The organism is Metabacillus sp. 113a (assembly GCF_050107635.1).
GTDB lineage: Bacteria > Bacillota > Bacilli > Bacillales > Bacillaceae > Metabacillus_B.
This window is the reverse complement of sequence record NZ_JBNILJ010000006.1, coordinates 76,103-88,145: the sequence shown is the minus strand read 5'-3', so window position 1 is coordinate 88,145 and position 12,043 is coordinate 76,103. Positions and strand designations below refer to the sequence as shown.

11 protein-coding genes and 1 pseudogene are annotated in these 12,043 nt (G+C 41.6%); 9 read left to right on the top strand and 3 right to left on the bottom strand.

The features are described from left to right. Positions 1-42: 42 nt before the first annotated feature. On the top strand, positions 43-234 hold the full coding sequence (locus tag ACQCVE_RS11605) for a hypothetical protein (RefSeq protein WP_426862908.1): 192 nt from the start codon (positions 43-45) through the stop codon (positions 232-234). A 69-nt stretch (positions 235-303) separates the two neighbouring features. Here the strand turns inward: ACQCVE_RS11605 and ACQCVE_RS11600 are convergent, their stop codons facing one another. After that, a complete protein-coding gene (locus ACQCVE_RS11600) occupies positions 304-1,671 on the bottom strand; it encodes an MATE family efflux transporter (protein ID WP_426862906.1) in 1,368 nt (455 codons plus the stop codon). A gap of 123 nt (positions 1,672-1,794) precedes the next feature. On the opposite strand from ACQCVE_RS11600, the gene ACQCVE_RS11595 reads away from it, so the two are divergent. Then, positions 1,795-2,661: a helix-turn-helix domain-containing protein gene (locus ACQCVE_RS11595; protein ID WP_426862904.1), complete on the top strand. Its 867-nt coding sequence runs from the start codon at positions 1,795-1,797 to the stop codon at positions 2,659-2,661. 141 nt (positions 2,662-2,802) lie between these two features. On the opposite strand, the gene ACQCVE_RS11590 is transcribed toward ACQCVE_RS11595, so the two are convergent. Next, positions 2,803-3,858 carry an alkene reductase gene (locus ACQCVE_RS11590; RefSeq protein WP_426845166.1) on the bottom strand — a complete coding sequence of 352 codons (1,056 nt, stop codon included), beginning with the start codon at positions 3,856-3,858 and terminating at the stop codon, positions 2,803-2,805. A gap of 658 nt (positions 3,859-4,516) precedes the next feature. Between ACQCVE_RS11590 and ACQCVE_RS11585 the strand changes: the two genes are divergently transcribed. The 7 genes and pseudogenes from ACQCVE_RS11585 to ACQCVE_RS11555 all read left to right on the top strand — a co-directional run bounded on the left by ACQCVE_RS11585 (position 4,517) and on the right by ACQCVE_RS11555 (position 10,687). Next, a complete protein-coding gene (locus ACQCVE_RS11585; protein ID WP_426862976.1) occupies positions 4,517-5,272 on the top strand; it encodes a DUF2750 domain-containing protein in 756 nt (251 codons plus the stop codon). Between the two features lie 350 nt (positions 5,273-5,622). Beyond that, on the top strand, positions 5,623-6,123 hold the full coding sequence (locus tag ACQCVE_RS11580) for a hypothetical protein (RefSeq protein WP_426862902.1): 501 nt from the start codon (positions 5,623-5,625) through the stop codon (positions 6,121-6,123). Positions 6,124-6,233: 110 nt separating this feature from the next. Continuing rightward, positions 6,234-7,094, top strand: a pseudogene (locus ACQCVE_RS11575) (RHS repeat domain-containing protein); the annotation flags it as partial. Between the two features lie 81 nt (positions 7,095-7,175). Next, entirely contained in the window at positions 7,176-7,475 is a 300-nt protein-coding gene (locus tag ACQCVE_RS11570) for a polymorphic toxin type 17 domain-containing protein (protein WP_426862975.1), read from the top strand. Between the two features lie 12 nt (positions 7,476-7,487). After that, the gene (locus tag ACQCVE_RS11565; protein WP_426862900.1) at positions 7,488-7,820 is read left to right on the top strand and encodes a hypothetical protein; all 333 of its coding nucleotides are present in this window, start codon (positions 7,488-7,490) and stop codon (positions 7,818-7,820) included. Positions 7,821-8,234: 414 nt separating this feature from the next. Then, on the top strand, positions 8,235-9,518 hold the full coding sequence (locus ACQCVE_RS11560) for an RHS repeat-associated core domain-containing protein (protein ID WP_426862899.1): 1,284 nt from the start codon (positions 8,235-8,237) through the stop codon (positions 9,516-9,518). Between the two features lie 521 nt (positions 9,519-10,039). Then, positions 10,040-10,687: a hypothetical protein gene (locus tag ACQCVE_RS11555; protein ID WP_426845170.1), complete on the top strand. Its 648-nt coding sequence runs from the start codon at positions 10,040-10,042 to the stop codon at positions 10,685-10,687. Positions 10,688-11,051: 364 nt separating this feature from the next. Here the strand turns inward: ACQCVE_RS11555 and ACQCVE_RS11550 are convergent, their stop codons facing one another. Further along, on the bottom strand, positions 11,052-11,396 hold the full coding sequence (locus ACQCVE_RS11550) for a hypothetical protein (RefSeq protein ID WP_426845172.1): 345 nt from the start codon (positions 11,394-11,396) through the stop codon (positions 11,052-11,054). Positions 11,397-12,043 lie beyond the last annotated feature (647 nt).

Sequence of the window (12,043 nt, the reverse complement as noted above, 5' to 3'; positions counted from 1 at the left end):
AAAGGAATAAGATAATGAAGCGAATAAAGCCGGAGGACCATCATGATGTTTTCTTTCGCTCTAAGTGGTTTTAACAGCGGCGATGTGCTATTTCAGCTAACTGTCTATTTGATGGTGACCGGAATGGGTGCTGGAGTCATTCTCCTCATCCAGCATGCACGTAAACGGAGTAAACGTCTTGAACGAATGGAAAAAAAGATGGAGCGGATTTTGTCCAAGGAAAAGAAGGAGTAGAGGTTTTCAGCGTTTTGGTCTTCAGGAATGAGAGAAGCGCCGGCACAATACATGCCGGCGCTTCCTTCCTTAAGCCGTCTGCTCGCGCATGGCGGTTTTTTCGTTTTCAACAAATCCTTTGCTCACCCAGACCCTTGATTTCCATCTGAAATACATGATAATTCCACGAGTCCATTCATCCAGGATGAAGGCAACCCAGATGCCGGCAAGACCGTAGCCGAGATGGATTCCAAGAAAATAGGCGACGGGAACGCTGATGCCCCACATTGAAATGAGCCCCATGTAAACAGGGAATTTAACATCCCCTGCCGCCCGAAGAGCCCCTATGATGACAAGATTGAAGGCTCTGCCCGGTTCGAGCAGGACAGTAAGCAGAATCAGCAAGCCTCCTGTTTGAATAATTTCATCGTTGCTTGTAAACAAGTTAAACAGAGAATCTGAAAAGGTGCTTACAATGACTGCCATTAGAAGGGACGCGCCAATTGCGAGGTATAGGCTTTTCATGCAGCGCCTGAACGCTTCCTCGTATTTTTTCGCCCCCACCATGCGCCCGACGAGGATTTGGGTTCCCTGGCTTACCGAGATGCTGAACAGGAAAATAAACATCATCAGATTTTGCGCATAAATTTTAGTTGTTAAGGCCTCGGTGCCAATCATGGCAATGAAAAACGTAATCGCCATTTGGGACATATTATAGGAAAGCTGCTCACCTGCGGATGGAACACCGATTTTTAAAAGACTTTTAAGATGGTTCCATTTTAAGTCAAGGCTTGTCCGCAGGGCAGGGATTCTTTTCACAAGAAGGATCGAGACGGCAGCCAGTCCGAATACCCGGGATATGACAGTTGAAATAGCTGCCCCCTGGATTCCGAGTTCAGGCAGTCCGAAAGCGCCGAAAATCAGCACATAGTTCCCTGCAATATTAAATAGGTTCATGCAGATTGTGACGTACATTGTATCCTTCGTATAGCCATAGCTTCGTAAAACAGCAGCGGCTGTCATGATTAGCGCCTGGATGAAAATGAAGGTTCCGACAACACCTAAGTATTTATGCCCCTCCTCCATAAGCGCCGATGAAAGATTCATCATGTTCAAGATTGGCTTGCTGAATAAAAAGAGAACACCACTGATCAGAACTCCAATCAGCAAATTGGCAATAACCGACATGATGGCTACTTCTTTCGCTGTTTGCTCCCTGCCGGCCCCGATATTCTGTGTTATTAAAATGACTGACCCTGTTGCAATAAATCCGAACATAACGATGACTAGGTTCAGAATCTGGTTGGCAACGCCTGCAGCTGCAACGGATTCATCCGAGTACTGACTCAGCATAAACGTATCGGCATTCCCCATAAGCATGTGCAGAAAAATTTCAATAAAAATAGGCCAAGTTAAGACAAATAATGTGAGTTGTTTTTTCTCTATATTTTTAGACAATCTGTATTCCTCCCTTGCTGTGAGTAACACAGCGATTCCTAGTTTACAGCTGCTCGGTTATAATAGAAAGAGAGCAGACCGATTAAACTTGGAAAAATACGACCTGAGAGGGCTTGATATTGTATGTCTTTTCTGACTTTTCGCATTCCTCCGTTCCCTACCTTCATTAAAGCCGGCCAGTTTACCTTCAAGGCAGGGAACCGCCATTTTAAAAGAACCTTTAGTGTATTTGATATGCTTTATGTAAGAAAGGGCGAGCTGTACATGACAGAAAACGGAGTTCCTCACCGCGTGCAGGAAGGAGAATACATGCTGCTGATTCCCGGACTCGAGCATTACGGCCATAAGGAAAGTATGGTCAGCACAGAAGTCGTATGGGTTCATTTTAAGACAGAAGGTGAGTTCAAACTTGGTGAAAAGGGACACGATCATTGGCTGGATGCCCGTAAACAAGAGGCAGATTTCGAACACGCTGCACAGTACGAGTTCCGGATCAAGCAGAAAGCCCGCCTTGAACATCCGCTTGCGGCCGAAAAGCTGCTCGAAAATTTGGTGAGCATTACAACCGAGTCTGCTGATTTTCCGCTTCGACAGCAGCTCTATTTTCAGGAGCTCATGGTCCATTTACAAAAAGAAGCCCTGAACATCCCTTCAGCAGCCGAGCAAGTCACAAATGAGGCTGTCCAGTACATACAGGAGCACTATGGTGAAGAGTTTCGGATGGATGAGCTCTCAAAAAGCATCCTCTTCCACCCGGACTACATCACGCGCTGCATGCAGAAAACACTTGGTTTGACCCCCTCCCAATATTTAAATCAATACAGGCTGTCCCAGGCGAAAAGGCTTCTTGCAACAACTGATGATAAGATTTCATTTATTGCGAAAGAAACGGGGATTGCCGATGCCACCTATTTCTCCAAGCTGTTCCGAAAAATAGAAGGCATGACACCGAATGAATACCGAAAGGCGATTACCCGGCTGAAGGATTAGAGGCCGTTAGATAGGAAGTATGCGGAAATATTGGAGAATGTATCTGGAAAATCGCAAAAAATACGGAAATACTCTCTTGCCCGCTGAGGGATTCCCGCACAACAAACCCGCCCTGAACTTCATTCAGGGCGGGTTAATCGATTACACAAGTTCAACTAAATGTTTTTTTGGCTCGTATTCAGCCAGTTCTTTTCCCTCTTTCACCCGATGCAGAAAGTCTGGATTAGAGATGAGCGGGCGTCCGAACGCTGCCACATCCATCACACCTTTTTGCAGCACCGCTTCCGCTTTGTCTGCATCCAGGCTGCCAACGCCGATGATTGGGCCATCCCAGTATTTTCTCGCCAAGTCATAAAGCGTCATGTTTGCAGCAATGTGCTCTTCCGCATCCATAATCGATGGATGGATGATTTGGATCCCCGTCTCCTTGAATGCCTCCACATACGTTTTCATTGCAGCATCCGCATCCTCCCACCGGTAATCCGGGGCATCCACCTTATGAGCGGAAAAGCGGATGATTGTGCGCTCTGCTCCAATTTCATCAATGACGGCCCGGATTACCTGCTTCATGAACGTTAACCGTTCAGCAAGCTCTCCGCCGTATTCATCGTCTCGTTTGTTGGATTGATAGCTGTTGAACTGATCAATGAGGTATCCATGTGCCCCATGAATTTCGACTCCGTCAAAGCCTGCTTGGATCGCATTTCGGGCTGCCTGTGCATACTGGCCAATGACTTTTTTGACGTCCTCTTTCGAAAGCTCTTCCGGCTCCGCGTAAGGCTTGCGAAAGCGTGGTACCTGACCTTCCGCTGCGATGGCAGAAGGGGCTTCAGGCTGCTGGCCGACAATCAGTTCAGGATGGCTGAGGCGTCCGACATGCCAGATTTGTGCCGCAATCGTGCCGCCTTCTTTATGAACAGCTTCCGTCACCTTTTTCCAGCCTTCAATCTGCTCCTGTGTATAGAGTCCGGGAACCCCGGGATTCCCCTTCGCACGATTGCTGATGACGACGCCTTCTGTAATGATCAGGCCAATTCCATCTTCTGCCCGTTTGCGGTAATATTCAGCCACCTCCGGGCCCGGTACTCCTGTTTCATCATCCGAAAAAGAGCGGGTCATCGGGGCCATAGCTGAGCGGGTTCTTAATTCAAATGCTCCTATTTTCACTGGTTCAAATAATTTATGGTAAGCAGTCATTAGTGATGCAGCTCCTTTATCTAAAAGAATACTTCATAGTTTATCAGGGAGAAATCTTCAATCCAACTATTTTGATTTTAGAGGGAAATTCATCAGGGAAAGAGAAGTCCTTAAAAAGAGGTGAAGGAACGATTGCAAAAGGAAAGTAAATAAGCGTTAGCCGGATTGAAGAAAAGGATTTGGAAGACTTTTAATCGGAAAAGAACAACCGGAATGGAAAAAGTGGGATGCCCCCTATTTTCCGCTAGAAATCGATACAAGCACCAAATGTCTCAAAAACCTGCGGGTATGGAAGCCAAAATCCCAGCAGCCAATGGAAGTATAATTGGAACCGTTGTATATTGCCGGGAGCATATGCCTAACCATCTTGAGACTGGAATCGTCATATACTGGAGCGGAGGCTTAGGCTCTGAAGCTCTATCCCTTTGGATTGAACACTTATTTGCTTCGATGGACATTGTCGGGATTCCCAAATGGTCCGGCAATGAGCGAAGGATGAAGTGCGCCGCTGTTTTGAGTGGTAAGATATGTTTTCCAGAAAAAGGTTTGGGAGTTGTTGTTACCGTGCTTTTTGCCTGACAGCATAAAGCTAAAGAATGTTGAAATCAGTGAATTAAAATAAACGCAAAATCTTACTAGATGGGAAAAGGTGAAGCAGATGAAATCCCGTTCGGGTTTAAGAGTAAGGTGTGAAAAAGGTGTAGATGTAAATGTAAGAGAAGCCTGTCTGAAATTTGCGGTGTGGCTTCGCCTGAATTTAGAGTTCCCAATACGAGTCGTTGTCTATGTAAAAAAAGATGAACAAATAAAAACGCTTTATACAAAAGAGTGGGTTAGTGCCTCCTTTTTTGCTCCATACGATAAGAATGTCGAACCGTATATCAGAGTCGCTGCTGGAGACTATGATGAATTAGTAAAGGAAGAAGGAGAAATAAACGCTGTTTATGCAATTTTAAATAGTTTTGCTCACGAGATCGTTCATTACAGACAATGGATAGAAGACAGGGAATTCGATGAATTAGAAGCCGAAAATAAAGGGTTAAGATTAGTAGATGACTATTATGAAGGCAGTGCCTTTTTTGAGGAAGCTGTTCAACAGCTAAAGGTTTGGACAATCGCAATAGATGAGGGGTTTTCTATCGCAAGCAATGACGAAGGGGAATTAATCATTCCGTTTTGGTCTGACATAACAAAAGCTGAGAAAATAATAAATCTTGTTCCGGCTTACCGTAATTATCAATTGAAGGAAATACCATTGGATGCCTTTTTAAACAATTGGATAGGTGATCTGAAAAAAGATAACTACCTTTTAGGAATCAATTGGTCCGGGAAGGAATTAATAGGACATGAAATGCTTCCAAACGAAGTATTTGAAAGAATCCAAGAGCAACTAAAGTACTTGGATGACCAATAAAAACTTACCAATACTAAAAGGAAATCCAAGTCAGATACACGATAAAAATGAATCTAAGCAGCCAATAGTAAAGAACAATTGACCTTAACTTATGATTAAATTTATTGATTATACTATTTTTGAGTATAACTTCAGCGTGGTAACAAATATTTAGTGAAAAATCTCCGAGGAAGGAGATCTCTATTAAGTTCAGTTTACACTCAAAGAATGCAAAGTATTATACAGCATCGGTATAATTCAATTCCCTCGACCTTTATTGGGAACCCCAGCATTACTTTATATAAGCAAATAGATTCTATTGCAAGAGAAATAAAAAGAGGCACGTGGTAAACATAGAGGAGGGGATTGCTATGAAGAAAGAAATTGAAAAAGGTTTAAGCAGATTGATTGGATTACCATTCAGCGCTGCATCAAGAGCAGGTTCTATGGCTGTTTTTAAGTTTGGAGAAGTAACGAGAGGTACGGATAAATGGGGCAATGAGACTGAAGAGACTAAATGGTCACTAAACATCCAATGTTGTTGGAGGATCTCAAATTCTTCGAAAATTATTACAGCCTCACATGACCTATATTTACCTTCATCTGGAGAAATAGAAAATCAGGAATTTAATTGGGAAGAAGATATGAACCTATTTGATGAAAAGATTAAATTAGTTACAGAAAGTGTTTTTCCCATAGAAGTAGTCTCAATTTCTGCAGATGAATTAGGTGGTGCAAAGATTTACCTAAGTAATAGAATGATATTAGAAATATTTCCTGATGAATCTGGAGATGAGGAATTTTGGAGGATTCATAATCGAAGTGATGCAAATCTTGATTTGGTAGTTGCTGGAAATGGTATAGAAGACTAAAATGAAGATATATGAGAGGGACAAGGGGACATGTTCCTTGTCCCACCCTAGGAAAGCTCTGAAAAGAGAGAAGCTCTCTACGGGGCTTTTCTTTTTGTATATCAGATAAGAACCGGACGAAAATTGAATCCGGCAACGGGTCCAATGTAAACTACCAATATGATGCACTCGATCAGCTGACGAAGGAAACCTACTCGAATGGAACGGTGAAAGAGTACAGCTATGACGGATTCGGGAACCGCATCTCGATCAAAGAAACAAGCGGCGGACAAACCGCCACAGTCGATGCCCAGTACAACCTGGCCAATCAGCTGACCCGTTTCGGCTCAGAAGCGCTCAGCTATGACCTCAACGGAAACCGCACAGAGGATGGCCGATACCAGTACACCTGGAACAGCCGCGATCAGCTGACCGCCGTAACGAAAAAAGGGGAATCCCAACCGTTTGCCACCTACAAATACAACGAAGACGGCAAACGCATCCAAAAAACGGTGAACGGAACCGTCACGAACTATTTCTACGATGGGGACAGCTTGAACGTCCTATACGAAACTAACGGCAGCAACCAGGTCGTCCGCTCTTACACGTATTCAGAAGGCGGCCAGCTGCTTTCGATGAAAAAAGGGTCAAGCCAATACTTCTATCACTACAATGCCCGCGGAGATGTCATCGCGTTAACAGACGCCCAAAGCAATGTTGTGGCTTCGTACGAGTATGATGCATGGGGAAAAGTACTGAAAGAAGTGGAGCAGGATTCGGTAAAGGACAATCCTTACCGGTACGCAGGTTACCAATATGATAAAGAAACAGGGATGTATTATCTGATTGCCCGGTATTATGAACCGAAGCATGGTGTCTTTTTATCAATTGACCCAGAATCCGGAATGGATGATGATCTCCTTTCTCAAAATGGCTACAACTACGCCCATAACAACCCGATAAAATATTTTGATTCAGATGGTCGACAAGCTAAGCAAGTTACGGGCAGTGGAGGTGGAGGAGCTTTTCAAGTTCGAACACCTAGAAGTGTTCCTTCAAATAAGAATTCAGGGATTAAAAATAGTATACCTAGTAAAAAATCGATTTTAAAAAAGGTTTTCTTGCCGACCAAAGGTAAAATAAGATATGTTCCGCCCAGTAATTGGTCCCCGTCTCAACCTTTACCTAAAATTAAAGGTGGCTATAAAGATAAATTCGGGAATATTTGGGTTAAAGGGCCGTCTAGAACTAAAGGGCAATCCTTTGAATGGGATGTGCAATTATCTAAAACGGGAAAAAAAAGCCTTGGACATTTAAGTAGAGATGGAAAACATTTAAATGTTTCCTTAGACGGAAAAATAACTCATAGGTGAGGTGAAAGATTCATGTTTATACGCTTGTATCTTAATGCTAAAAGTAAACTTGAAGCTCAATCTGTGCTACAAAGAGTTCTGTTTAAATTTAAACCTATATTAGAAAACATAGAGTTCCATAAAATAGAACCTTATTGGAAGATAGAAAATGTATATGTTGTAGAAATAACTATTTCGGTTTTAAAGCATAGTTCAGACAAAGAATTTAGAGGAATATTGAATAGCATTGCAGACAAGTGGATAGAAATAGGAGATCCTCTAACTGAGCTAATTGCTTCCGATACAACAGAGGAATGTAACTTTATCATAGATGGACTGAAAATGATTACAATTCATATTGAATAAGGACAAAAGACACTTTCTCATTAATCATCAAAAAGATTTTCTTCTTGAGGTTGAATAATCCAACAAATGGTTTTTTTGTAAAAAAGACTTCGTTTTGAGAAATCTCTACGAGGTCTTTTTTTAGAATAATTTCATCTTTCGAAAACTTAATGCAGTGAAGCAAGGGATCACAAAAATGAGAAAGTAAATAAAACTTCTCATGGCGAATTTACCCAGACGACTACCTTTGAGTACAATCAAAAAGATCAGAATACGGTCGTTAAAGACGGAGCAAGCACCTACCGTTTCGACTATGACGAGCAAGGAAACGTTGGGACCTTTATTACAGGAAACGGAGCCGGGGCTTCTTTCCAATACGACTCGACAGGCCTGGTACAACAAATCCACGTCGGCCTGCAGGACGGAACATCGGTCTTGGGCGAAAGCTATACCTATGACGCCAATGGAAACCGGACGAAAATTGAATCCGGCAACGGGTCCAATGTAAACTATCAATATGATGCACTCGATCAGCTGACGAAGGAAACCTACTCGAATGGAACGGTCAAAGAGTACAGCTATGACGGATTCGGGAACCGCATCTCGATCAAAGAAACAAGCGGCGGACAAACCGCCACAGTCGATGCCCAGTACAACCTGGCCAACCAGCTGACCCGTTTCGGCTCGGAAGCGCTCAGCTATGACCTTAACGGAAACCGAACCCAGGATGCCCGATATCAGTACACCTGGGACAGCCGCGATCAGCTGACCGCCGTAACGAAAAAAGGCGAATCCCAACCGTTTGCCACTTACAAATACAACGAAGACGGCAAACGCATCCAAAAAACCGTGAACGGAACCGTCACGAACTATTTCTACGACGGGGACAGCCTGAACGTCCTCTACGAAACCAACGGCAGCAACCAAGTCGTCCGTTCCTACACGTATTCAGAAGGTGGCCAGCTGCTTTCGATGAAGAAAGGCTCAAGCCAATACTTCTATCACTACAATGCACGCGGGGACGTCATCGCGTTAACAGACGCCCAAAGCAGTGTTGTGGCTTCGTACGAGTATGATGCATGGGGAAAAGTATTGAAAGAAGTGGAGCAGGATTCGGTAAAGGACAACCCTTACCGGTATGCAGGGTATCAGTTTGATAAAGAAACAGGGATGTATTATCTGATTGCCCGGTATAATGAACCGAAGCATGGTGTCTTATTATCAATTGACCCAGAATCCGGAATGGATGATGATCTCCTTTCTCAAAATGGCTACAACTACGCCCATAACAACCCGATAAAGTATTTTGATTCAGATGGTCGACAAGCTAAGCAAGTTACGGGCAGTGCTGGTGGAGGAGCTTTTCCAGTTCGAACACCTAGAAGTGTTCCTTCAAATAAGAACCCTAATGTTAAAAAGTCAGGGTCTCCACCACAGCTATTAAGAGGAATTGCATGGGAAAAAACAATTAAGAAGAAATATAATCTTCCGAATAACACACAAAGGGTCCATAAAGGAGAAAGTATACCTGACAGTATAAAATGGGGAAGAATTTATGAAATTAAAGATGCTAAAAAAGTCTACTTATCAAGTCAATTTAGGGGCTATGTTAACGCAAAGATGCCAATAATATTAATCTGCAGAAAACATACAAAAGTTTCAGGGCCGTTAGTAAAAGCTATTCAAAAAAGTGGTGGGTACATTATTAGAGAAAAGTAAGATCAAACTCACAAGTAAGTAGATAACATCGGAGAAGTTATTTGTGAATTGTGTTGTAGAATCTTTGCAAAATTATATATAAATCGAAATAACCATTTATTGGATAATCACTTATCACAACTAATAACTGACTAAAATCCCCAGTTATTCTTCTTATCCAAAAAGTTGCAAAAAACTAATAACTAATGCCTATGCAGCCAGTCGTCGGTTTGTAAGACTCTAATGTTTTTACGGTGATAGGGGAGGAAATGCCAATATGCTGTATTGAAACTAGTAGGCATGCTTTCATTCCCTTCTTCAAAATGATATAAAATTATACTTACACAAGAAATCCTTTTCTATCTGAAAAAATATAGTCTTTTTGTTAGAGTTCTCTATCCAAATCTATCGTTTAAACACCAATAAATAACTTAATGAATTTGCTTCCCTTGCCCGGTTTCTTGGGATAATTTTGTCCTAAAAGTAGTTTTAAATTTAATAAGATAATATTAATTAAACATAATATTTGAGGTGAAAATAATATGGAAGCTAAAGAATTAAATAAAGAATTGAGAGACACCCTTTATCCAGTTTTAAAAGAATGCGGGTTCACAAAAATAACTTCCCGCGGAAGCTGGAAGTATAATGATAATTGCATATGGATAATGGACTATGAACCTGTAGGAAAGAGATTTTCCGAAGGTTCAGGCTGGCCCTCTATGTCTCTTTTTATAAAATGTGCAATTTATTTTACTTTTATTCCTGAACTAAATACAAAAGACGTTATCAAACAGAGTTCAGACGGCCAACTTACACCTAGATATTACCAGTCTCATCTTCAAGAAACCTTGATGTGCAACTCTAATCAAAATGAATATACGAACACTTTAGAAATTCCTGCAGATAGAGGTAGAAATGATATTTGGTGGATTGAGGAAGATGGCTCAAATTTAAACCATGTTATAAATAATCTTGCAGAAGTTATTTCTGTAGATGGAATGGAATGGCTACGAAAACATTCTGATGTAAAGAGCGCTTTAGAAAATATAGAAACTAAAAAAAATTTGTCCCTTTATGAGTTACATGATGCCATGCATATTTCCAAATGGCTAAACATTAAAGATAAAACAGAAAAATATGAACAGCTTTTTGATAAAGAAAATAAAAAGATAAGCTCAATACTTAAATAAAAATCTTTCGATATAGCGAAAAAGGATTAATGAGAACCTAAAGGGTCATGCTTCTAGATAAAACCATAAGGAGATTCTAATTGAATTAGAAGGAAGGTGCCCAAAAATCAATGATGTGGAAGGGATATATAAAGTAGCTGTGCTAACAAACTGATCCAAAAAGGCTATTATGGTATGTTGATAATGTTTTTGTTTTCCAAACCATATGCAGCCAGTTACTCTGCATATGGTTTGGTTTTTATCTAAATTTAAAGGTTTGAGATTGCTTAATAAAAAATTATGAATTTATGTAAAACTCTAACAATAAAGGTAAATAGTTAAAAAACGTTTAATAATTTAATTAAGACATTCTATAAGGAGTTATTCAATATCCATCTTCTATTTCATCCGCAAATCTACTCATCTCTTCTTGTATCCTTCCAGCAAAACCAGGTTTAGTGTAAATGTAAATATCCGGAGATTCAGGGCTGTCCATAAAAGCATTGATAATAAGTGTGGTTTTTTGCTTTTGGTAAACAATATCAAATCTACCTACCTCAAGTTCTTCATCATGTTCCATTCTCTCTAACCTATTTTGGACTTGTTTACATTCGGTTTCTGAGAAACCTGATTCAATCAAAAGGACTATGCGTTTCAAAAAAAGAGTAACATACTCTATATCAAAATTCATAGATGCTTCTTCAAGATTCTCAAATGTTTGTTCTGACATAACATTACAACCTCCAATGAAAATAATTGTAATAAAACTGTATCTTTAATTGAGTTCATTCCGTACCCCTATTTTACTAAATTGTTCATTTTTCCCGCAACATAGAATACGACCGTTAAGGACGGAACAGCACCTACCGTTTCGACTATGACGAGCAAGGAAACGTTGGGACCTTTATTACAGGAAACGGAGCCGGGGCTTCTTTCCAATACGACTCGACAGGCCTGGTACAACAGGTCCACGTCGGTCTGCAGGACGGAACGTCGATCTTAAGCGAAAGCTATACCTATGACGCTAATGGAAACCGGACGAAAATTGAATCCGGAAACGGGTCCAACGTAAACTATCAATATGATGAACTCGATCAGCTGACCAAGGAAACCTACTCCAATGGAACGGTCAAAGAGTACAGCTATGACGGATTCGGGAACCGAATTTCAGCCAAAGAAACAAACGGCGGACAAACCACAACCGTCGATGCCCAGTACAACCTGGCCAATCAGCTGACCCGTTCCGGCTCTGAAGCGCTCAGCTATGACCTCAACGGAAACCGGACAGAGGATGGCCGATACCAGTACACCTGGAACAGCCGCGATCAGCTGACCGCCGTTACGAAGAAAGGCGAATCCCAGCCGTTCGCCACCTAT

Excerpts from the sequence above, each read along its gene's own strand:
- ACQCVE_RS11595 (WP_426862904.1), top strand. The coding sequence starts at position 1,795 with ATGTCTTTTCTGACTTTTCGCATTCCTCCGTTCCCTACCTTCATTAAA.
- ACQCVE_RS11585 (WP_426862976.1), top strand. The coding sequence starts at position 4,517 with ATGAAATCCCGTTCGGGTTTAAGAGTAAGGTGTGAAAAAGGTGTAGAT.
- ACQCVE_RS11590 (WP_426845166.1), bottom strand. The coding sequence starts at position 3,858 with ATGACTGCTTACCATAAATTATTTGAACCAGTGAAAATAGGAGCATTT.
- ACQCVE_RS11605 (WP_426862908.1), top strand. The coding sequence starts at position 43 with ATGATGTTTTCTTTCGCTCTAAGTGGTTTTAACAGCGGCGATGTGCTA.
- ACQCVE_RS11550 (WP_426845172.1), bottom strand. The coding sequence starts at position 11,396 with ATGTCAGAACAAACATTTGAGAATCTTGAAGAAGCATCTATGAATTTT.
- ACQCVE_RS11580 (WP_426862902.1), top strand. The coding sequence starts at position 5,623 with ATGAAGAAAGAAATTGAAAAAGGTTTAAGCAGATTGATTGGATTACCA.
- ACQCVE_RS11565 (WP_426862900.1), top strand. The coding sequence starts at position 7,488 with ATGTTTATACGCTTGTATCTTAATGCTAAAAGTAAACTTGAAGCTCAA.
- ACQCVE_RS11555 (WP_426845170.1), top strand. The coding sequence starts at position 10,040 with ATGGAAGCTAAAGAATTAAATAAAGAATTGAGAGACACCCTTTATCCA.